This is a genomic window from Flammeovirga yaeyamensis, assembly GCF_018736045.1.
Lineage (GTDB): Bacteria > Bacteroidota > Bacteroidia > Cytophagales > Flammeovirgaceae > Flammeovirga > Flammeovirga yaeyamensis.
Window position 1 is genome coordinate 1,540,248 of record NZ_CP076132.1, and the last position, 23,235, is coordinate 1,563,482.

The following is a 23,235-nucleotide window of genomic DNA, read 5'->3' on the forward strand; positions in this document are numbered from 1 at the left end:
GAAAAATTAAATTATTTCAATGTTTTTTATTAGACTATTCTCTAAATTACCCTTCCCAATTATCTATTTGATTTCCGATATAATAGCATTTTTTACGGGAAGCATTATTCGTTATCGACGAACTGTAATAACTCAAAATGTTGAAACTGCGTTCCCTGGCATTTCAGCGAAAGAAAAAAGAAAAATCATTCGGGGGTTTTATAGGAACCTTTGTGATGTTGGATTTGAGTCTTTGAAATCTCTATCAATGAGTAAAGAAGATGTGAAAAAGCACATAACAATTACCAACCCCGAAGAATTTAAGAAGTACCACGATGCAGGTAAACCTATTTTAATGATGACAGGCCACCTTTCTAATTGGGAGTGGCAATTAATGGCTTATACTGTCATTATGAATGCGCCTATTGGTGCCGTTTACAAGCCACTATCAAGTAAATTTTCTGAAAATCTGATGCAGAAAATCCGATCTAATTTTGGTGGTTATGTTGTTCCAATGGAAAAGACAATGAGGGAAATTTTGGTGAAGCATAAAAGAGGTGAAGTTTTCACCATTGGTATGGTCGCCGATCAATCTCCTCCGGGTTACGACAAAAAGCAAATTTGGTTAGATTTCTTCGGGAAAGAGTCAGCATTCTTTGCTGGGCCAGAAAAAGTGACAGAGTTTATGAATTACCCTGTGATTTTCTCAAAAATTAGAAGAGTAAAAAGAGGGTATTACGAAATCACGATTGTCGACCTTCACGATGGATCTGATTACGAAAAAGGTTCAAACGAAATACTCAAAAAGTTTTCGAAACAAGTGGAAGAAAATATCAAAGAACAACCTTCGAATTGGTTGTGGTCGCATAAGCGCTGGAAATATACTAGGGACGAAGTGGCTTAGTGAGCCTATCAAAATGTATAGAGGAAAAGGAACAGGTATCGACTTGTTCCTTTTTTTATGTTTAAGTGAAAGTTGAAGATGAACTTAATATGAATTCTATATTTGAAATCATAAAATAATCAATCATCAAGTGGTTGTTATTTAGGTGGTTATATCTTGATGTTGTTTTAATAAATAATCAATTACCAATGAATAAATAGGGTGATGTTAAAACTTAACATCACAAAAAATCTCCTCAGAATAGTTTTGCGATTGTAATCTTATAACAATCAAATAGAATAATGAAAACTAAACTTTTACTACTTTTTTTACTTCTGGGGGTAAACTTCTCCGTGTTCTCACAAAGTGGAGAATCCTCTATTGAAGGTAAAATTGTAGACGAGGATGCACAAGCATTACCAGGTGCTTTAATTAAAATCAAAAACCTATCTACAGGTTTTTCTACAGGAACCATTTCTTCTGCAAATGGCGACTTCTCGATTAAATCTGTTCCTGTGGGAGGTCCTTACGAAGTGAATATCTCTTTTATGGGATATGCCGAACAAAAAGTAACTATCGAAAGGGTCAATCAAGGTGACAAACTCAACTTAAACATCAATTTAAAAAATGACGACACCGAATTGGACGAGGTAGTGATTTCTTCTAATTCTGTCATCAACCAAATGAAACAATTTGGTGCAACGACTGCTGTGGGTCAAATGGAAATCAAAAATTTACCGACAGAGGGACGTAACTTCTCAAAATTAGCCGCTATTTCTCCATTACAAGGAGGTGGCGATCTTAACTTGGGTGGACAAAGAAGAACATCAACAGGTATTTCTATTGATGGATTGAATGCTAGAAATCCATTAGGAGCAGGTGAGGTTTCCGGAGGACCATGGTCGATTTCTCAGGAAGCTATTGGAGAATTCCAGGTAACCACCAACGATTATGATGTTGTAGAAGGTAGAGCCGGAGGTGGATCGGTGCGTGCCATTACAAGAGGAGGTACCAACGAATGGGAAGGTTCGGTATTCTCTTATGTAAGAAACGATCATCTTCAATCGAAATACGATGTGAATGGCAATGAGAGAACGTCTAAGTTCTCAACTACACAGTATGGTGCTTCTTTAGGAGGTGCAATCGTAAAAGATAAGCTTCATTTCTTTACTGTATTCGAGCAAGAATTAAGCACAAGCCCTTATTACATTGCCGATATCAGAAATGAAGATGACGAAAATAGATTAGGGATTAGCCGAGGTAATTTAAATCGTTTTGTTCAGATTGGTAGAGAACAATATGGTTTATCAGATGATCAACAGACGGGTGAATTCTCTCAGAACAGAGATGCCAAAACATGGTTTGCACGTATGGATTGGAACATCAACGAGAAACATCGTCTGACGTTGAGCAATAACTTAGTGACATTCAAAAGACCTTTCTCAGTAAACGATAATTCTAATTTCAATATGGCTGAGACAGTAGGAGATTACGAAGACGGCCACAACACCACTAATTTAGTATTACGTTCGAAGTGGAGTGATAAGTGGTTGTCTTCAACTAAAGTGCAGTACCAATCACAGTACAAAAACTTTACGCCGAATAGTCAGTTGCCAGATGCCAATATTCCTAGAGCCATTGTGTATGTTACTTCGGAATTACCTAACGGATCTACAGCAAGAAAATCATTACAGTTGGGTGGACAACGTTACTTGCCTGAATTGAATGAATCGACTGTAGTTCAGTTCAATAACACAACTCATTACACAGGAAATAAAGTCAGCTTTACTTTTGGTGGTGATCTATTGTACACGAACATGTATACCTTGTTGTCGAACGAACAAAACGGTAGATTCTATTTTAATAGCCTTGAGGACTTCGCAAACATGAATCCTTTTAGATATGCAAGGGAAGTACCTATTGATGGTTTACCTGATGTTGACCAAGATATTATCGATTTTGCCTTCTTTGCTCAAGCTGAATTTAAGCTGCACAGAGATATTGAAGCGGTAGTTGGTTTACGTTACGATGCGACTACATTCTTGACTCAGGGAGCGTATAACCCGTTGGTACATCAAGAATTAGGGATAAGAACTGATAACAAGATTTCTGATTATAATAACATTCAGCCTAGAGTTCAATTAACTTGGGATGTTGGAGGAAATAACAAAGATATCGTAAAGCTAGGTGGTGGTATGTTTACTGCTCAACCTCCTTATTATGCGATGGTGAATAACATTCAGAACTCGGGAATGAAACTAGCTGCTACTGATGTAACAGGAGATTTGGTTCCTTACCCAGATTTTATTCGCTACAGAAACGATCCATCGTCTGCTCCAGGTATTATCGAAGGAGCTGATTTAATGAGTACGATCAACTCTTCATCACCTGATTTCGAGATGCCAGAGATTTGGAAAACCAACCTTTCGTATACTCACGTTTTCCAAAACAGATATACTTTAGGAATTAACTTATTAGCGAGTTACACCAGAAACAACTATGTGTATCAAGAAGTGAACTTAAAGGATGAACCTGTTTTTTATGATGGAGCTACAGGACGTAGTGTTTTCGTTGATCCATCGTATATCGACGAGAATGGAAATGTCGACTGGAAAGGATCACGTAAGTCAGAAAATGTTGGTAGAACATTAGAGTTAAACTCTGATGGTATCGGTAAACAATTTGCCATGATCTTATCGGGTAGTGCGCAAATTGGTAAAGACGGTTATGTTTCAGCTTCTTATACTTATAACAACTCACATGATAACTCAAGTTATAACTGCTGTGTGGCCAATACGTCTACTTTCTTACCTGTAGAAGGCGATCCAAGAGCATTAAACTGGGGACCATCTGATAATAACTTCAAGAATAAGGTTGTTGTAAACGGTGCATCTCCTACATTCAAAGGCTTTAGCGTTGGCTTTACATTCATTGGTATTGGCGGGGGTAATTATACCTTCTTGAACTCATCAAATACTTCGGTAAATGGCGACTTTACCACAAGGAACGATGTGGCCTACATCTTTGACCCTAATGCAGCTTCAACTCCTCAACATATTAAAGATGGTTACGATCAAATTCTTAATGATCCAAACGTATCGAATAGTGTAAAAGATTACTTAAGAGATTCTTTTGGTGGATATGCTAAAAGAAACGGTGGCGTAAACCCAATGAACTTCAACTTGGATCTTCGTTTAACTTATGATTTAAAAATCTTCCAAGAGAAGAACAAGTTGAGACTAACTATGGATGCCTTCAACGTGATGAACATGGTGAACAAAGAGTGGGGAATTACACATAACCATGGTGATCAGGAAATTATGAGGGTAACAGGTTTTGACCACGATACCAATAGCTTTGAGTATGAAGTCAATACCAACGTAGGTGCAATTCCTAATAACGGTACGCCGTGGAGATTGCAATTGGGTGCGAAATATATGTTCTAAACTAAAACTAAAATACAATGAAAACGAAATTAAATATTATGATGCTGTTTGCCATACTTACTTTTGGTAAGGCCACAGCACAAGTGGATCATCATATTGTCTTAGTCACTATCGATGGTTTAATTCCAGAGTTTTATTCTGAGGAAAAGTGGCCTGCGCCAAATTTAAAAGAGTTGGTAAAAAATGGCGTTTCTTCTGACGGTGTTAGAGGCGTATTCCCAAGTGTTACTTATCCTTCACATACGACCATTATTACGGGTGCTTTTCCAGAAAACCATGGGATATATTACAATACGTACTTTGATCCAGAAAATGTAAAGACGGGTTGGGTATCGCAGTTCGAAGAAATCCAAGCACAAACATTATGGGAATCGGTAAAGAAGGCAGGCGGTTCTACTGCAGCAATTGAGTGGCCGGTAACAATCGGTAAACCTGAATGCATCGATTATAATGTACCTGAAGGCTGGCCTGCGGATAGATCTAACGATTTTATCACTTATAAAAAGTCGATGACAACCCCTGCTGGATTATTGGATGAAATGGAGGGTAAATCACTTGGTAAACTAGAAAGTGATACTTACAAAGGGATGCTAAAAGACGAGAAATCTGGGGAGATTGCAGCTTACATGATAGAGAAATATCAACCTAATTTTATTGCAGTACACCTTATCGATACGGATCATTCTCAACATGTAAATGGTAGAGCATCCGATCACGAAGTACCAATGGCCTTGGCGGTGGCAGATAGAGCTATTGGTAGAATGAGAGAAGCGGTAAAGAAAGCAGGTATAGAGGACAAAACTACGTTCATTATCACGGGCGATCACGGTTTTTCTACGCTGCATACAAAGTTATGTCCCAATACTTTACTCATGGAAAAAGGATGGGTAACGAAAGAAGGAACGAAAGGAGAATGGGAAGCTTATTTCCAAACTTCGGGTGCTTCTGCCTTCTTGCACATGAAAGATCCTAAGAACAAAAAATTAGCAGAAAAGATCTTGGAAACTTTTGAATCTTCTGCTTACCACTCCAAATATTACAGAATTGTAAAAAGAAAAGAGTTAGATGATATAGGTGCTGATCCAAGAGCCGCTTTTGCCATTGCACCTAAAAAAGGAGTAGGAATGTCGGGCACTTTTAAAGGTGACTTTGTGCAAAAAGCGGGTGGAGGAACACATGGTTTTTTCCCAACTGATTTCGATGGAATACTTACAGGTTTGATTATTTCTGGTGCAGGTGTACCAGAACCAAGAAGGATTGAGGAAGTGAATATGGAGGACATTGCGCCTACTATTTCTGAAATCTTAAAGATTAATCATCCCTCTAAAGATGGTACACCCATTTTTGGAGTAATCCAATAACTAACCTATGGAGGTCATATTCTTATATGATCTCCATTTTGTTCTATATAATCGATAATTACCTGTAACGATTTCTGCTTTAATGTATTGGAAACGGATTGTCGACTTACCCCAATAAGATCTCCCAATTCTTGCATGGTCAATAAGTTAGGAAGATAATCCGATTGGATTTGATCAATGGATACTTTCTGAAAATAAATCTTACAAATTTGTTCAATTTTAGTAAGGATGGATTTCTGATTGACCAACGCCAATTTCTTTTCGGCAATACACCACCTTTTCACCAAATAGTATTTAAACCAATCAGACAATTGGTGGTCTTGTATAATAATATCCCTAAAAAATTGATGTTCAATTTTGAGTAAAGTGCATGTGGTAAGTGCTTTGGAGAATTCATAAAAGTTACCGCTTTCCAAATATTTCAGGTTGCCAAAAATATTGTTTTTGCCTAAAATATCGTAAGTAACACAATTCCCGTCATGGGTATATTCCCCAAGACTTACCCCTCCTTCTATCACATAATAAATATGTAAAGAAGTGGTGGTGGGTTGATAAATCATTTCTCCTTTTTCCACATTTATTGTTTTAAAAAAAGGCTTGTAGTCTACATTCTTATTTAAATAGTGGTGTAAACAAAATGATTTATAGTTAGAAGTTGTCATGGATAGTTAATGCTTAATTGGATTTAATTTATCTTTAAAGCTATTCAAAATTTCACGGATAGTAGAAGGAATAGAAATTCTATTGAGAATTATTTAGTCACTGTTTTCCTTTGCATAATACTGGTTACTTTCTGGCAATTTAAAAGCGATTTAAGAAGAGATTTATTAACTTTATAGTAATATATGCTTCTAGGTTTGAGAGATCAATACTATAGTTTATGTTACAAACTTCTTCCATAAATTTTGCCTCCAATGAAAACGCTCTATCTATTTTTCTTTCTTCTAATTTCGAATTTTATCTATTCCCAATCTATCACCGATTACCATTTAGGAGATAATTTCACAAGCAGCGAGGACATGATTTTCACTCGTGTAGGAAATCTGGATGGCGTCATTTTTATTTACACGGATGATGATGACAAGATCATCTCTATCGGTTTTGTGCCTTCCTATGATGGTTTTACTCCACGACATGTTGAAGAAAAAGACTTCCGCGACTTTATGTATAATTTGAGGAAAATGTATAGTACTGATTTTGATAGAAATATTCAGAATTGGCGGAAGAAACATCATTATGTGGCACGTTTGGATAAGGACACAAAGTTGGTCGTCACCATAGATGACTTCACAGAAAGTAGCTATGCCCGACTATCTATGATGATTAATCGGGTAAAGAAGTAGAAATTTCCCTAATAACCCTTTCTTAAATCAACTTTAAGCATACGAAACAGTATTAAAATTGTACCTTTGTCGAAAATAGAAAAAATCATGAAAGCAATAAAAGATTCTGTAGTCAAAATCGCCTACAACTTATACGACGAAAATGCCGAAGGGACATTATTACAAGAAGTAAAATCAGACGACGCATTTGAGTTTTTATTTGGTTATAAAGATGTTCTTCCTCACTTCGAAGAAGCACTGAAAGATCAAGAAAAAGGATTTACTTTCGAATTTGGTATCAATAAAGATGAGGCCTATGGTGACTTCCAACCACAAGCGGTAATCAAGATTCCAAAAGAAGTGTTCAATATTGAAGATAAAGTAGATCAAGAAGAAATTCTTAAAGTGGGTAACGTACTTCCAATGGTAGGTCCAGACGAGATGCCGATGGAAGGTGAAGTGAAAGAAGTACACGCTGATCATGTAGTGATGGACTTCAACCACCCATTAGCGGGTAAAAACTTATTCTTCACAGGAGAAATTCTTGATATTAGAGAAGCAACTGAGGAAGAATTAGCAGAAGCGAAACAAGCGGAAGCAAATATGAATGATCTTGGTGGATTAGATTTATCAGATTTACCTCAATAAGATCTTAATAAAGCATATATATAAGCTTCCTAACGAACTAAAAATCGATAGGAAGCTTTGTAAGTTTATATAGAGTAGAAATAATTAAATCACTTTAACATGAAAGTTGAAGAAGGATTGGTCGTTGCATTGACCTATAAATTATACGAAAAAGATGCCAACGGAAAGTTCATTGAAGAAGCAACAGCGGATGAACCTTTCTTGTTCTACGTGGGTTCTGGCGGAGTGCTGCCAAAATTCGAAGAGGCTTTAATTGGCAAAGAAGAAGGGGATAGCTTCAAATTAGCTTTGGGCTATTTGGATGCTTACGGAGAAATTATCGAGCAATATCAAAATGTAAAAGTCGATAAGGCGGCTTTTGGTTTTGTCGATAAGGAAGAAGAGGAAGCGTTCCTTCAGGTGGGTCATATTCTTTCTGTTGCCGATCAGGATGGTGATGTTTACGATGGTAAAATCATCCAATTGAATAAGAAAGATGTGGTGATGGACATGAACCACGAATTGGCAGGGATGGACTTATTCTTTGATGGAAAAATTATTGAAGTAAGAAAGCCTACCAAAGAAGAAAGTGATTTCGATGGTGAAGGTGTTGAAATCATGCCCTCATAATACCTATGGACGGAAAGAAAAGAAGCAATATCAAAATAGGCGGTCATGTGATGATCGTCCTAAAAGAAGATCAACGCACAGGCGATCTTACCGAGGGTTTTGTAGAGAGAATTCTTACAAAATCGTCGACTCACCCTCATGGAATTAAAGTAAAATTAGAGACCGGAGAAGTAGGGAGAGTAAAACAAATTTTAGAGGACGGAGAATTTTAGTATCCGTTACAATAAGGGATTAGGGTGAAAAGATCGATGGCACTCCAAATCCTTTCACATTTAATTCGTTATCAATGAAATTTGAAAAATATCGTATCTCTGAGAGTCTAAAGAAAAGTTTAGCAGAAAAGGGATTCAAAAGGCCAACTGATATACAGTTTAAATCTATCCCACCTATCCTAAGAGGTGAGGATGTGTTGGCTATTGCACAAACAGGTACCGGTAAAACGGCCGCATTTGCTATTCCAGTGATGGAAAAGTTGATGATCAAACCTGTGAGAGGTAAAAGAAAGAAAACCATCCGTAGTTTAGTGATGGCGCCTACAAGGGAGTTGGCAGAACAAATTACTGAGGTGTTCGAATCTTTAGGAAAATACACCAAACTAACTACTTTGTGTCTTTATGGTGGTGTACCTCAAGAGGCACAAATTGAGAAATTAGAAAAAGGAGTGGACATCTTGGTCACAACTCCCGGTAGAATGTTTGATTTGAACCACCAAGGGTACATCAAACTGGATAGCGTAGAAATTTTGGTATTGGATGAGGCCGACCATATGTTAGAGAAAGGTTTCATTAAGGATATCAAGGACGTTATCAAATTAATACCAAAACACAGACAGACCTTATTCTTCTCTGCCACTATTGATGAGCAAATCAAGAAGTTGGCGTATTCCTTGGTAAAAAATGCCATCAGAATTCAGATCTCACCAAAAGATCCTGTCTCTAAAAACGTCAACCATGGGGTGGTATTTGTGTCTATGGACGATAAGCGTTTCTTCCTAGAACGTATCGCCAAAGAAAATCCAGACGCAAAAGTACTTGTATTTGTAAGAACACAAGTAAGAGCAGAACGTGTGCTAAAAGCCATGGAAAGAGTGGAGGTAAAGGCCGTTAGTATTCATGGAGGTAAAGACCAGAAAGAACGTTTCGAAGCCATGAAAACCTACAAAAACGGAGACGTAAAAATGCTGATCGCCACAGACGTTTCCGCAAGAGGTATCGATATTCCTAACGTTCAGTTTGTGGTGAACTACGATTTGCCAGAAGAACCAGAAAACTACGTACACCGTGTAGGTCGTACAGGTCGTGGTACCCAAAAAGGAGACGCCATTGCTTTCTGTTCAGAAAACGAAAAGGAATTGTTGGTAGCCATCGAAGAGTTTACCAACACTAAAATTGCCGTTCACGAAATGGACAAAGGGGAGTACGCAGGCATCGTCGGCAACTCAGAAGAAACCTCAACCGATTGGAAAACAGTAATGAAAGAAATTGCTGCAGATCAAGATTCTTATAAAGAAGCGAAGAAAAAAGCCAATCGTAAAAAAGAGAAAAAGAAAGCGATGAAGGCGAAGAAAAAATAATCTTTGTAGCTTTTTGAAGATATAATGAAAGAGAAAGACTTTTCCGTAAATGGGAGAGTCTTTTTTTTGTTGTATATATCAATTAATTAGCAAGGTATAGGTGTTTTTGATAGAAGTATTTTTTGTAAGCTTTATTATAATGTGTTGAATTTTGAATAGTAATAGTAGGTGGTTAACTTGGAGTGATGAAAAAATATTGATAGAAATAAGCTATATAGTGTATAGTCATTGAATAATAAAGGTAATTAAAGAGAGTTAATTTTAATAAGTTATTAAATTGATTTTCATTAAGCGTTATTAAACACAAACATTCATGAAAGCAAAAATATTTTATAGCTATTCACATAAAGATGAAGATTTTCGAGAAAAACTAGAAAACCATTTAGTGGTACTTAGAAAATCTGGATTTATTGAAGAATGGCATGATAGAAGAATTGCACCTGGCTCAAATTGGGAGGAAGAGATAAATGAGAATATCAATGATTCGAATATTATTTTATTATTAGTTAGTTCAAACTTTTTGGCTTCTGATTATTGTTATGATACAGAAACTATAAGAGCATTAGAAAGACATAATAGTAAAGAGGCGATTGTTATTCCAATAATTATTCAGCCATGTTTATGGAAGGTTTCACATTTTGCTGATGCAAAATTACAAGCTCTTCCAAAAGATGGAAAAGCTATAACTACTTGGGAAAATGAAGAAGAAGCATGGTTGGAAGTAGCTGAGGGAATTCTAAAAATATCAGAAAAATTTAAAGAAGAAAATACTTTAACAACCCAAACTAAAAGTGATGAAATAAATACCAGAAATGAAAATAAAATTAAAGAAAAATTAGTTGAGAGTTTTTTATGTAAATATTCAACTTGGTATTTTTCTCCTTTGAGGATAGTAAAGTGGGGAGGAAAACAAGCTGGTTTTGAAACTTTATCACAATATACTTCATCTGAAATATCAGAAGTTCTTAAGGATTTTGTTGATAGAGGTTTAGCTTTAACTAAGAAAAGCCAAAAAGGAAATACTATATATAAGTTACGATAAAGTATTTGCTAATATCCAAAATAATATTCTTTAAGTTATTTCAATTAATATTCTACTAAGCAAAATAATAATTACTTTACTTCCCTATGAATTCAAATCAATATATAAAAGAGAGATTAGATGCTCAAATTAGTTGGTACGATACAAAAAGTATCCATAATCATAAAGTATACAAAAGTCTCTGTATTATTGAAATTGTTGCAGCTGCTTTTGTTCCATTTACTTCGGGAATTGCTACAGGTTTGGAAACTTATGTAAGCTTAATGTTTATAATAACAGGAATACTTGGTATCTCAATTTCAATAATTGCAGGTATTCTCTCACTTGGGAAATACCAGGAAAAATGGATTGAATATAGAACTACATCTGAAAGTTTAAAAAAGGAAAAATATCTTTACCTTACAGAAAACTATCCATATAATGAAGACAACTCTTTTAGAATGTTGGTCCAGAGAATCGAGGGTTTAATATCTAAAGAAAATACAAATTGGTCTAATTATTCATATGAAGAAGAAAAAAGTGAAGAATTACAAATGAATAAAATATAAATAAGCATAAAGAGTTTACCAACACTAAAATTGCCATTCACGAAATGGACAAAGGAGAATATACAGGCATCATCGGCAACTCAGAAGAAACCTCTACCGATTGGAAAACCGTAATGAAAGAAATCGCGTCAGATCAAGATTCTTATATAGAAGCGAAGAAAAAAGCCAATCGTAAAAAAGAGAAAAAGAAAGCGATGAAAGCGAAGAAGAAATAACTTTTTTAGCTTTTGATGATATAATAAAAGAGAAAGACTTTTCCGTAAATGGGAGAGTCTTTTTTTTGTTTTAGAGGTATTCGAAAAGACTCGTATAACACAGTGTAGAATACTAGGAGGGTTGTTTTTGTTAAAATTAGTAATTCAAAAAAGAGGATAGGAGATTAAGGTATTAAGTGAATTGAAAATAGGTGTGTACATTGTTCTGGTTTTGTGTGGTTTATAATTTTTGTATTCTGTATTAGAATTATTAATAAATATGTTTGAATGTTAAAATTTGAGTGGTAACTTGGTGGGGGAAACTAAACTTATGGGTATATGTTATATGGTGTGTATCCGGAAAAATTGGGTGGATAAATACTATGGTATTTATTCAATGTTCCATGCAAGTAGAAAAAAACAATGAACCAAACTAATTCTTATAATAATTGGAAAAAGATACAAGCCCAAAAGCTTCTTTCAAAAGAATCTTCAAATAATACAATTGTTTGGTTTGGCGATTTATGTCCAGATGCGACCGAGAAACCACAAAATTGTAGTCATACCGTTGCTATTTCAATAGATAGATTTAAACGAGAATATTCAAATTACAGAGGAATTTGTTACTACACCGAAAAATCAATAGAAGAAAGAACTGCAAAATTAAATTACAAAACATCTCTAATTGGACTTTTCACGGTATTGATAACTTTACTCATAACAATAAAGCAATGTGGAGATGAAGTAGTTTCAAATAGTGGAATAACAAAAAATGAGCTATGTGATTGTGAAACGGAAGATATTACAGTTGGAGAAGGTAAGAAAAAAGTAAGATTTAAAGTCGTTTACCTTTCCCAAGAAAAAAGGTGGGAATTTGCAAGTAGTTCCAAATTAACAAATGGTCAAAGCGTTGAACAATTTCTTCAATCTTACCTGCCAAGAATTCCAAATTTTGAGACATCAATAGGATTGATTGCTGTTGGATTAGCCTCACAAGAAGGAGATTTAAAAGAAGAAGAAAATAGAGCAGGAGAAAGAGCAGATGCAATTTTATCAGGTTTTAGAGTCTTGAATTTTTCAAACTCAAAAGAACTCTACAAGTTGAATTTAGGTCAACATTTACCAAAAAAAGAATTGGGTAAAGATGAAACCGCTTACCAAAGAAGAGTAATTCTAATCGGAATAATGGAAAAAGAGAAGACAATGTCGATTAAAGCAATAAGTAAAAAGTTAGAACTCGCATTGGAAGATAGTGAGCGATTAAATTTCGATACTAAAATTTATTCAAAATATGAATTTGGAAAATATTAAACCTGCATGGAACAAAGCATAGCCGTCAAGCTGCCCTAAACGGGCAGCCTGCGACTATGCAAACCGTTGGGCTTCATTTCCAAGAGTTAGCATGTTAATCAGTTCAAAATAACAGAAAAATAGATGCAACCAAGAATTAAAAAACTAAATAGATTTACATCACTTCCAGTTTTAATTGATCTATTAGAACGTGAAAAAATTGTACTCATTGAACCATCAAGTTGGGATGACAAAAATGATACTTTAATAATTAAAGAATATAAGAAAAAAGCGGGCTTTAGTAAGTTATTTGCACTCTGTTTTACACCTGAAAATGAAACAATACATCATTGGAAAACTTTTGCAGATGGAATAAGCGGTTGTTGTATTCAATTTAACGGAATTAAAATTATTAAATTATTCGCAAAGACCGAAAAAATTAGACATGGTTTCGTGAAATATAGAAAAATCAATGAAGTTGAAAACTCAGATATTAATTTTAAAGACATTCCTTTTATTAAGCGTGAACCTTATCAATTTGAAAACGAATATAGGGTAATTTGGGAAGGGAATGATGATTTGTCTGTATTTGAAATGGCTATTTCTTTAGAGATAATAGACAAAATTACTTTTGCATATCAGATGCCAGAACCTGTTTTTCAGTCTGTAAAAAAAATGATAGAGACAAGGTATCCAAAATTGCAAGGTAAAGTCAATAAGTCAACTATTTATGAAAATTATGAATGGATTGAAAAATTTGAAAAAATAGAAAGCACGAAAGCACAACAATGTATATAGTGCATAAGCGTTTTGGAGGTTTTCGAGCGGTATCATTCGCATTAAATTTGGGTGGTAACTTGATAGGTTTGAAGCTAGCAATTCCTTACGACACCATACACTCAACGTTAGTATTACAAAAAACTAGACAAAAACATGTATATATCATCTTTAACAATAAGGAACTATAGGAATTTCAAATCTTCAAAATTTAAATTTAAAGATGGAATAAACACAGTTATTGGTGAAAATGGTTCTGGAAAAACAAACTTGTTCCAAGCATTGAGAATTTTAATTGATGACTCTCTTCCAAGAAATTATCGCTTATTTCCAGGAGACTTCAATCGTACATTAGATAAATGGAATGGTCACTGGATAATTATTACAGTTAAGTTTTCAAATCTTGATAATTCTGAAGAAGTTCAAACTCTAGCAATTCAAGGAACTGGACAGGTGGAAACTGATAATAATGGTAGCTATTACTATTATTTCAGGCCTAAGTACGAATTCAGAAAGAGACTTTATGATTATTCACGAGAAGATGGAAAAACACAATTAGGCCTCAATCAAATTTTGGATGAAATATCTATTGATGATTACGAATCTTTTTTTAGAGGAAGAGGTTCTGGAGACTTCAGTAATGAAAATGTTTATGAACAACATGTGGGAAATTTTACAACAATTGAATTTCCTGACCCTGATAATGAAGATTCATTGGTATTAGGAACATGGTTACCAAGAGAGATTAATATTGACAATGAAATATCATGTACATTTATTAAGGCACTAAGGGATGTTGAAAACGACTTAAAATCATATAAAACAAGTCCTTTGTTATCCTTACTTAGAGGTAGAGAGAGAACAGTGGAAATTGAAAAAGCTGCCGAAATTACAGGAAGCATCGATGATCTAAATGAAAAAATTGGACAACTAAATGAAATTAAGGATTTAGAAAAAGGTATTGATAAAAGTATTAAAGAAGCAGTAGGCTCAACGTATGCACCAAATATTGAATTGCGATCTGAGCTACCAAATGAACTTGACAAACTATTTCAATCACTAAAACTTTGGGTTGGAGACCCAGACGATGACGGGTATCGTGGTAGACTTTGGGAGCTAAGTTTGGGTGGAGCAAATCTAATATACTTGTCATTAAAATTACTTGAATATGAAAAAGTGAAAACGGATAAGGCTGCTAATTTTTTATTAATAGAAGAGCCAGAAGCACATATTCATACTCATATCCAAAAGACACTCTTTGATAATCTACACAAGAACAAAACTCAAATAATAGTATCTACTCATTCTACCCACATTTCTTCTGTGAGTAAAATAAATTCTGTGAACATTATCAGTAGAAACAAACAACAATCTTCTGTATTTGATCCAACTATTGGATTATCAGAGAATGAAATATTAAGGATTGAAAGGTACCTTGATGCGGTTAGAAGTAACCTACTATTTGCAAAAGGAGTAATATTAGTTGAAGGAGATGCAGAACAAATTTTAATCCCAAAATTATTTCAAGAGGTATTCGGGCTAAGTCTTGATGAAATCGGAGTAAGCATAGTTAACATTGGAAGTACTGGATTTAAAAATATAGGCAGGTTGTTTCATCAAGATAGGATAGACCGAAAATGTTCGATTATAACAGATTTAGATTCTTCTATTGTCGATTTACCCGCAAATCCAGATGATGACACTAATTATCAAAAACATTGTCGAGATTCTCAAAAGAAAGGAGCTGAAAGAAAGGTTATTCTTGACGAGTTTATCAATGGAAATGATACTTTAAATGTATTTTATTCACAGCATACTTTTGAGATTTCTTTTGTTGAAGCTGGAAATTTAAAAGAAATTAAAGAGTGTGTCAACGATGTGTATAGTCAACCGGGAAAAAGAGCAGAAGTTAAAACTCAACTGAACGATGATAATGTCAGTTCATATGGTGAAGGTGTACTTCGGTTGGCTAATAAGCATGGAAAAGGGTGGTTTGCTTTGTTATTGACCGAAAAACTAAATTATACTACCGTGTTTCCAGATTATATTCTAAAAGCCATTGCACATTCATCACCTTATATTGGAATTAATGAGATTATGGACATGGCACTCTTCAGGCTAAAAATGATGAGTAATGATAGTGAATGTCCTAAACAAACAGTAGCAAGTGATTTACTCACTTCCTTAGAGGAAGAAGAAGTTGAAAAGTCTGACTTTATAGATTCTTATGTTGCAGAATTTCAAAATGATAATTTGACAAAACTAAAATATTTCTATGATTCTTGACGAACTAAATTCAGAACAATTAGAAGTAGTACAAAGCAATAGAAATCTACTACTAACCGCTTGCCCAGGTAGTGGTAAAACAAGGGTTATCATAAACAAAATTGCACATGAACTATCTTTAATGAAATCTGAATCTAAAAGAAAAATTCTTACTTTAACTTTTACAAATCGTGCTTCAGATGAAATTACAAGAAGATTAAATAGACTAGGGGTGCTCACTTCTGAGGTTTGGAGTGGTACAATTCATTCATTTTGTATGGAGTGGATAATAAAGCCCTATGCAGGTTATTTGGATGAACTAAGGAACGGCTTTACTATTGTTGATGAAAAGTATATCTCTAGCAGAATTACTGAACTGAAAGAGGAACACAATATTGGTTTTTTTGATAATGTCAACATGAAGATTGAACGAAATGGTGAATATTCTTGTACTAATGTAAGCTATATTCCATTTTTGGATAATTACTATAACGGTCTAAAAGAATCCAAAATGATTGATTTTGAGTTGTTGCTACACTATTCGAATAAACTTCTTGCACGTTATCCAAAAATATCGAACTCCTTAGCTAAGATTTTCAAATACATCTTAGTTGACGAATTTCAAGATACACAAGATATTCAATATTCTATTATTTCTCATATCATAAAAAATAGTGATGATAATTCAAATGTGATTTTTGTTGGTGATATAGATCAAGCTATTTATACATCATTAGGTGGTGTAGCAATGAATTTTGAAGAATTGAAGGTAGAAATTGATGATTCAAATATGGAATCTAAAACCTTAACTGGTAATTACAGATCTGCACAAAGAATAATTGATTTTTATTCACACTTTCAATCAAATGAACTACAAATCCAATCTGAAGCAAATATTCCTGATGAAAGCACCTTAATTTCCTTAAATAGGAATATTTCTAAAGAACAAATTCCAAACGAAATAGCTAGACTTATTCAATTTAACCTTAATAATGGTATACCTGAATCAGAAATATGTGTTTTGGTTCCACAATGGTGGTTAATAACTTCTATAACCAGAAGGTTGAGACAACTTCTTCCTGAAGTAAATTTTGATGCTTCGGGTATTACACCAATGTCGCAGATAAGAGAAAATTTCTGGTATAAAGTAGGCAGACTTTTTCTTACCGAACCATTACCAAAAATGTACTCAGCCAGATACAAATGGGCAGAAGAAATTATTGAGTTATTCAAACTTCAAACAAATAGGGATATGCTTGATACGCCTAAGCCTGAAAAGATTTTACTTAGAATAATAAATTCAATTAATCCAAATAAAACTGAAGGAATAGAATATTTAGCTGAATGTTTCGATGAATTGCTTTCCGAATTAAATATTGACTTATCATTCTTTCCTGATTTGGTTAGTAGTAAGGAAATTTATTTTGAAACTATTGAAACTCGCCTACAAGATGAAACTTATGATGTTCCTACAGATACTGAATCATTTAAAAAATTTTATCGCGAGAATTCAGGAATAGTTATTAATACATGTGTTGGTGTAAAAGGAGAAGAATTCGAAACCGTTATCTCTTATGGTTTACTTTATGGGTATGTTCCTCATTGGAATGAAATATATAACGGAAACCCAGACTCTGCCTCTAAGAAACTACTTTATGTTATCTGTTCTCGGGCAAAGAGAAACCTACATTTAATTGCTGAAACAGGTAGACAAACAAGAAGAGGTGTTGAATTAGGAATTAACAGACATTTGGGTGAAGTGGAATTTGATTATGATGATATTTAAACTAAAAATTTTTGTTAACACTTTGCAAAGAGAATTAAAACGTCAAATTATTCCAAATTTTTGATCAATCTTTCTACTTATGTTTTACGCCTTAGTAGATAATAAAAAAGTTGAGGCTTTTCCAAAAGGTAAAGGAATTTGCCCCTCATGTAATTCAGAAGTTATTGCCAAATGTGGTGAAATCAAAGTATGGCATTGGGCTCATACCAAGGAAGGTAATTGTGATTCATGGTCTGAACCAGAAACTATGTGGCATAAAAACTGGAAGTTAACATTCGGTATAGAGACTAATGAAGTGAAAATTTCAAAAGGTGATAAATGGCATATAGCAGATATTAAATCAATTAATAATGTTATAATTGAACTACAAAATTCACCAATTCAAAGAGAAATAATTAGAGAAAGAGAGGAATTTTATGGAGAAAGAATGCTTTGGATCATAAATGGAGAGAAATTTAAAGATAATTTTCATATTTCAGATTATGATGTTGATTTATATTCGTGGGCTCTTCCTAATAATAAAATTTCAAATAAAGAAGGAATAAAATTCTTCACATGGTTTTACCCAAAAACTAGTTGGAAAGATTCAAAAAGAAATGTTTTTATAGATTTTAATGATGGGTATTTATTTTGGGTGAAAAAAGGTATAGGAGAGAAAAAAGGCCAAGGAAAATTCATCATAAAAGAACAATTCATAGTTAAATATGGAGGTGATTTTAATAAACATCTTCAATTATTTCGAAATATAACTTTTACTTTAAATGTGAATGAATTAAAGGTGAAAGGCTTTAAAGAGAAGAAATTATATATTGTTACATATATTAGATTTAGAAATGAAACTAAATGTTTAGAAATCTATTTTGATGACGAAGATGAAATTTTTAAAGCCAAAGATCAAAAGTTAGTCAAAATCAATGGTAATCTTAATTTTGAAGAATATAATGACAGTCTTCAATTATTTAACTCGAAATTTATGCTCTAAAAATAAACTTACTCACCAATTATTAGGGCTTAGTTAAGTTTGATATATCTAAAATTAATCATAAGTTGAAAAGGCATTAGTTAAAGGTTTAAGCCTGTACGGAGTTTAGTGTAGACTTTTCATTTATTTGGGAGGTCTTTTTTGTGACTTATTCTTCAGTAATTTTTAAACAAGGAACAACTCACTTCACTTTTTCGACTATTGTATTTTTTTCATCTTAGTAAGATATTAATTACAAAATCAATTAAGGTAAGAGATTGTGTAGTATTTTGCTATTGAAGCTGAGCATGTTCCATAAGCACTTTCCACGCAACCTACCTGCTATATTTTACATGAGTTGTTAGGTAGAACTATAATAAGAATAAAGTTGACCAAATCACAATACATCCAAGAACTTAAAAAGATTGAACATATTCTTAAATCCAAGAGTACTAATTCAATTACTTGGAACGAATCAGAATATTGGTTTCACGTTGAATCGAATAAAAGTCACGAGAATTATATTTGGATTCAATATGAGTTTGACGAAATAAGAGTAGGTGTTGGTCCTGTTTATGAATATTTCTCTGATAAATATGAAGGTCGAGAATATATCAAAGGATTAAAACGCTTTATTCAGCTATTGACAAACCCCTTAAATATGATTTTCCATTATAGAGGAGATTTTAATTATAGAACTGAATACTACTTAAATGGTAAGAATAAAGATGAACTCATTGGTATAAGTATAAAATGGCTTTATCCTTTTTGGAAGAAGAAAACAATAAAATCACAGATACAAAATCCTATAATTTCAGAAGCCGAACTAAATTATGTACCGTAGAATAATAGGAGCGAAACACAACATCACTTAAGATTGAATGGGGTTTAATAGCTTAGGGAAGCCAGGTGGTAATAGGAAATCGTAACTTTATTAAGAACAAGGGTGTGTGAAAATAGGAAGTTTTGAAGCACTCTCATAATAGCTCTAGTATAGAAATTTGAAAAAACAAATGGGATTACATTTAAGAACAAATCATTATATATTTGAAATAGGAACAAGCGAATTCTTGACATCCTTTTTTGACACTATTGAAGTAAGACTAACAAAAGGACTTTTTGGGAAAAAATATCCTATCATATTGAATGAGTTATATCAAGGGAATCTTAATTATGAAAACTTAGACTTAGCAAAAAAAGAACTGAATGATATTCAAAAACGACTAAAAAAACTCAAACCCTCAAAAGTAGTTTGGGACAAATATGATAGAAATAAAAAGCCACCTTGGGGAAATAACATTAGTCCGGATATCACTAACCTTTCGAATTATTTTGTGACCTCTGGAGGAAAAGATTTATTTGAAGTGATTTTACGAGCGATAGAAACTGCTAAATCTGAAAAGAGTGGAATAACAATTGAATAAAAAAATTAATAATTCTTTTGACACTCATTTGACTATTTGTGTAAGTATTATGAGGAAAGATCGGGGTAATGCCTAATTCTTTCTTTGTATAACACTTGAAATAGATTCAAAATTATTCTCATATTCTATCTATATTTATTTCAATATCTAAAACAACATTTAAACAAGACTAAAATGTCAATGACTCAAGTAGCTTTTTTGAGTAAAGCAAACTTACCAACGAAAACCGAAATTGAAGAAATGATCAATGCATTAGGCTATGACTTTGAAATTTTGGTAGATGTAGAAGATATCACAGAACTGAAAGAATTTTCTTGCTCAATAAATGGAAAAGAAACATTTTTTGAAATTTACTTTGACAAAACAACAGACATTATCAATGATTATGATTGGATAAAACCTGATATCACAAATCAGGACCTAGCAATATCATTCGTCTGGGGAGCGGATTTTGCCGCAGGAGCATGTATTGGACTAATTTCAATTGCCCTCATAGATAAATCACAAGCATTTATTTATTATTTGGATGATGAAATGAAATACTCAAGAGAAATGCTTTTAGAAGACATTCCTCAATTCTTAAATGAATTGGAAAATCAAAATACTGGAACATCAGTGGATCAAAAGCAAAAAGCAAATTTGGGTGTTAGTAAAAGAAGTTTTTGGGATAAGCTAAAAGGTGTATTCAACTAAAAAGAGGATAAGACAAATATTAAAATGACAAACAAAACCAAAATAATCGTTCTCATTTCCATCATTAGTATCATTGAACTACTACTCATAAAACCAATCATTCCTGCTTTCTATGGAATGAATTTGATGTGGAAGTCTTTATATGCTATTTCACTGTTTGGTTTTCCTATACTTATCATCATTCCAATAGCTCTTTTGGTTGCCCCATTAGCCCTATTATTGAAAAGAAATCATTCATTCAAATCAGTTTGGCTAAGGTATACTCAGAATACTTTTTTGGTTTTTGGAATTGTTATACTAGCAATGAACACACTTTTGATGTTTTCAAAATTTGTTAAGGGTAATGATCCTTTTCCTCTGACTAAATATTCTGAGATAGAAGGTTATGCTGGAAATACCGATGATCTTAGAGCCGGTTTATTCGAAAACCAATTAGGTATGATCATAAGAGATGAACAAAAGCAAATCGAAAGAGATTATAATGGAGATTCAACTATATATAAGATTGAATGGATTTCTAATAATGAATATCGATTAATCCATCAAGGAGAGAACAGAGGCATGAATGACACATTAGACGTTAAGATAACTTCTAATACTGCCGAATATTACGATTGTTACTTAAGGTTTGGAGAGTATGCTGACTATCAACAAATATGGAAAAAATAAGTATTAGGAATTATAAGAATAATTGTAGCTGAATTTTAATGGATTGTTGATTGAAGTTCTTTTTCTATAGAGTATCATAAACCAGTAAATATTAAATACATAAAAGCCTTTTCCTTCCCTTTGATAAAAATCACAGAATCATTAATTTACCCATAGGAAAGTCCGCTTCACTCTCTTTAATCAGAATTAGATTTTCCAATTAAATTTAAAAACCAAAAACAACACTCTACTATTTTTCTACGAATGCTTCTTTCATCAAGAAAGAATAAAGAATATAAACTCCCTTTAATATTACTCAGACTAAAATAAATTAATTATGAGAACTAAAATTACAGCAGGACTTCTGTTTCTTGCTCTGAATGCAATGTATGTATTCAACTCCAATGCGTGTACTGGTTTACGGTTAATCGCCAAAGATGGTGGGGTCGTGGTGGGAAGAACTTTAGAGTTTGGCCTTGATCCAAAATCTGACATCTTGGTGATTCCTGCAGGAGAAAAAATTACGAGTTCACTGGCCGATAAATCAAAAGGTATAACCTATTCATCCAAGTATGGAATTGTCGGTGCCAATGGTTTTGGATTTGATATTCACGCGGATGGTGTCAACGAAAAAGGCTTATATGTCGGACTACACTATTTTCCAGGATATGCGAGTTACAACGAACCCAACTCTTCAAAGTACGAAGTATCCATGGCTCCCGAAGACTATGGCACTTGGTTGTTGGCTAATTTTGCATCCGTCGAAGAAGTGAAAGCCAACTTTAATAAGGTCCTTCTAGTGGAAAACCCCTTAGAAGTATTGGGCAATATAAGCTTACCAGCACATTTTATTGTTCATGATAAGTCGGGTGCCTGTGTGGTCATAGAACCATTAAATCAGACCTTGGTCATTTATGACAACCCAGTGGGAGTATTTACGAACTCACCTACTTTTGATTGGCACATGACCAACCTAAATAATTACATGAACCTCTCTGTAGTAAACGTAGAACCTTTTGACTTTGCAGGTATAAAACTAAGAGCACCGGGTGAAGGAAGTGGTTTAAGAGGTTTACCGGGTGATGGAACACCTCCTTCACGTTTTGTTCGTGCAGCAATTTACTCACAAACCGCCATCCATCAAGAAACCGCCTCATTAGCTGTACCTCAAGTTTTTCATCTAATGAATAATTTTGATATCCCTGTGGGTTCTGTTCGAGATGTCGTTAAAACAGAAAATGGAACAAAAGTATTTAATGAGATTACTTCATGGACTACTGTGGTCGATTTGAAAAACCTGAGCTATTCTTTTAAGACGTATCAAGGTCAAAAAGTATGTCAGGTGAATGTAGAGGAAGCTTTAAAAGCCGCAAAAGGGAAAGTACGTCATATTTCTATGGAGACGGAATTTACGGTGGAGGATGTGAGTCATAAATTTAAGAATTGATTTCTTCCCTTCCCTTCCCTTGTACGGACGTTGCACTGCAACGTCCTTACGATACTAATTTTATACCCGAAATATTTCATTAAGGAAGAAGAACTTTCTTTCTTCGATCTCATCTTATATTAAAATTTCGGTCATTCATTTTCTTTGGATTGGGATAATTACTTCTCCCTTGTACGGACGTTGCATTGCAACGTCCCTACGGGATTGATTCATATCCAGAATATTTCATTTAGGAAAAGAACTTTCTTCATTCCATCTTATCTTTTATTAAAATCTCAAGCAATCATTTTTTTGGATTGTGATGATTGCTTCCCCCTTGTACGGACGTTGCATTGCAAC

General features: G+C 33.8%; 22 protein-coding genes. 21 read left to right on the plus strand and 1 reads right to left on the minus strand.

Annotation, left to right across the window (positions count from 1 at the left end; all coding sequences use genetic code 11):
• Positions 1 to 19 precede the first annotated feature (19 nt).
• The 3 genes from KMW28_RS05990 to KMW28_RS06000 all read left to right on the plus strand — a co-directional run bounded on the left by KMW28_RS05990 (position 20) and on the right by KMW28_RS06000 (position 5,669).
• Complete coding sequence (locus KMW28_RS05990) at positions 20 to 883, plus strand: lysophospholipid acyltransferase family protein (protein WP_169664181.1); 864 nt, start codon at positions 20 to 22, stop codon at positions 881 to 883.
• A gap of 281 nt (positions 884 to 1,164) precedes the next feature.
• Positions 1,165 to 4,308: a TonB-dependent receptor gene (locus KMW28_RS05995; protein ID WP_169664180.1), complete on the plus strand. Its 3,144-nt coding sequence runs from the start codon at positions 1,165 to 1,167 to the stop codon at positions 4,306 to 4,308.
• Positions 4,309 to 4,325: 17 nt separating this feature from the next.
• The gene (locus KMW28_RS06000; RefSeq protein WP_169664179.1) at positions 4,326 to 5,669 is read left to right on the plus strand and encodes an alkaline phosphatase family protein; all 1,344 of its coding nucleotides are present in this window, start codon (positions 4,326 to 4,328) and stop codon (positions 5,667 to 5,669) included.
• A 14-nt stretch (positions 5,670 to 5,683) separates the two neighbouring features.
• Here KMW28_RS06000 and KMW28_RS06005 read toward each other — a convergent pair whose 3' ends face one another.
• Positions 5,684 to 6,331 carry a Crp/Fnr family transcriptional regulator gene (locus KMW28_RS06005; protein WP_169664178.1) on the minus strand — a complete coding sequence of 216 codons (648 nt, stop codon included), beginning with the start codon at positions 6,329 to 6,331 and terminating at the stop codon, positions 5,684 to 5,686.
• Between the two features lie 252 nt (positions 6,332 to 6,583).
• On the opposite strand from KMW28_RS06005, the gene KMW28_RS06010 reads away from it, so the two are divergent.
• The 18 genes from KMW28_RS06010 (at position 6,584) to KMW28_RS06095 (ending at position 22,896) form a co-directional block, all read left to right on the plus strand.
• Complete coding sequence (locus KMW28_RS06010; RefSeq protein WP_169664177.1) at positions 6,584 to 7,012, plus strand: hypothetical protein; 429 nt, start codon at positions 6,584 to 6,586, stop codon at positions 7,010 to 7,012.
• An 87-nt stretch (positions 7,013 to 7,099) separates the two neighbouring features.
• Complete coding sequence (locus tag KMW28_RS06015; protein WP_169664176.1) at positions 7,100 to 7,639, plus strand: FKBP-type peptidyl-prolyl cis-trans isomerase; 540 nt, start codon at positions 7,100 to 7,102, stop codon at positions 7,637 to 7,639.
• Between the two features lie 99 nt (positions 7,640 to 7,738).
• Positions 7,739 to 8,248: an FKBP-type peptidyl-prolyl cis-trans isomerase gene (locus KMW28_RS06020; protein WP_169664175.1), complete on the plus strand. Its 510-nt coding sequence runs from the start codon at positions 7,739 to 7,741 to the stop codon at positions 8,246 to 8,248.
• A 5-nt stretch (positions 8,249 to 8,253) separates the two neighbouring features.
• On the plus strand, positions 8,254 to 8,460 hold the full coding sequence (locus KMW28_RS06025; protein WP_066209305.1) for a YwbE family protein: 207 nt from the start codon (positions 8,254 to 8,256) through the stop codon (positions 8,458 to 8,460).
• 74 nt (positions 8,461 to 8,534) lie between these two features.
• A complete protein-coding gene (locus tag KMW28_RS06030) occupies positions 8,535 to 9,821 on the plus strand; it encodes a DEAD/DEAH box helicase (protein WP_169664174.1) in 1,287 nt (428 codons plus the stop codon).
• 313 nt (positions 9,822 to 10,134) lie between these two features.
• A complete protein-coding gene (locus KMW28_RS06035) occupies positions 10,135 to 10,863 on the plus strand; it encodes a toll/interleukin-1 receptor domain-containing protein (protein WP_169664173.1) in 729 nt (242 codons plus the stop codon).
• An 86-nt stretch (positions 10,864 to 10,949) separates the two neighbouring features.
• Positions 10,950 to 11,411 (plus strand): DUF4231 domain-containing protein, encoded by a 462-nt coding sequence (locus KMW28_RS06040; RefSeq protein WP_169664172.1) that lies wholly within the window; start codon positions 10,950 to 10,952, stop codon positions 11,409 to 11,411.
• Between the two features lie 44 nt (positions 11,412 to 11,455).
• Entirely contained in the window at positions 11,456 to 11,626 is a 171-nt protein-coding gene (locus KMW28_RS06045; protein WP_169664171.1) for a hypothetical protein, read from the plus strand.
• Positions 11,627 to 12,028: 402 nt separating this feature from the next.
• The gene (locus tag KMW28_RS06050) at positions 12,029 to 12,916 is read left to right on the plus strand and encodes a hypothetical protein (protein WP_169664170.1); all 888 of its coding nucleotides are present in this window, start codon (positions 12,029 to 12,031) and stop codon (positions 12,914 to 12,916) included.
• Between the two features lie 123 nt (positions 12,917 to 13,039).
• Positions 13,040 to 13,693 carry a hypothetical protein gene (locus KMW28_RS06055; protein ID WP_169664169.1) on the plus strand — a complete coding sequence of 218 codons (654 nt, stop codon included), beginning with the start codon at positions 13,040 to 13,042 and terminating at the stop codon, positions 13,691 to 13,693.
• A gap of 135 nt (positions 13,694 to 13,828) precedes the next feature.
• The gene (locus tag KMW28_RS06060) at positions 13,829 to 15,958 is read left to right on the plus strand and encodes an AAA family ATPase (RefSeq protein ID WP_169664168.1); all 2,130 of its coding nucleotides are present in this window, start codon (positions 13,829 to 13,831) and stop codon (positions 15,956 to 15,958) included.
• On the plus strand, positions 15,948 to 17,723 hold the full coding sequence (locus KMW28_RS06065; RefSeq protein WP_169664167.1) for a UvrD-helicase domain-containing protein: 1,776 nt from the start codon (positions 15,948 to 15,950) through the stop codon (positions 17,721 to 17,723). Before KMW28_RS06060 ends, KMW28_RS06065 begins: the two co-directional genes overlap by 11 nt.
• Before the next feature lie 79 nt (positions 17,724 to 17,802).
• Positions 17,803 to 18,705 carry a competence protein CoiA gene (locus KMW28_RS06070; RefSeq protein ID WP_169664166.1) on the plus strand — a complete coding sequence of 301 codons (903 nt, stop codon included), beginning with the start codon at positions 17,803 to 17,805 and terminating at the stop codon, positions 18,703 to 18,705.
• A gap of 367 nt (positions 18,706 to 19,072) precedes the next feature.
• On the plus strand, positions 19,073 to 19,528 hold the full coding sequence (locus tag KMW28_RS06075; protein ID WP_169664165.1) for a hypothetical protein: 456 nt from the start codon (positions 19,073 to 19,075) through the stop codon (positions 19,526 to 19,528).
• Between the two features lie 169 nt (positions 19,529 to 19,697).
• A complete protein-coding gene (locus tag KMW28_RS06080) occupies positions 19,698 to 20,108 on the plus strand; it encodes an immunity 70 family protein (RefSeq protein ID WP_169664164.1) in 411 nt (136 codons plus the stop codon).
• Positions 20,109 to 20,282: 174 nt separating this feature from the next.
• Positions 20,283 to 20,801 carry a hypothetical protein gene (locus tag KMW28_RS06085; protein ID WP_169664163.1) on the plus strand — a complete coding sequence of 173 codons (519 nt, stop codon included), beginning with the start codon at positions 20,283 to 20,285 and terminating at the stop codon, positions 20,799 to 20,801.
• Between the two features lie 24 nt (positions 20,802 to 20,825).
• A complete protein-coding gene (locus KMW28_RS06090; RefSeq protein ID WP_169664162.1) occupies positions 20,826 to 21,470 on the plus strand; it encodes a hypothetical protein in 645 nt (214 codons plus the stop codon).
• A 316-nt stretch (positions 21,471 to 21,786) separates the two neighbouring features.
• Positions 21,787 to 22,896 (plus strand): linear amide C-N hydrolase, encoded by a 1,110-nt coding sequence (locus KMW28_RS06095; RefSeq protein ID WP_169664161.1) that lies wholly within the window; start codon positions 21,787 to 21,789, stop codon positions 22,894 to 22,896.
• Positions 22,897 to 23,235 lie beyond the last annotated feature (339 nt).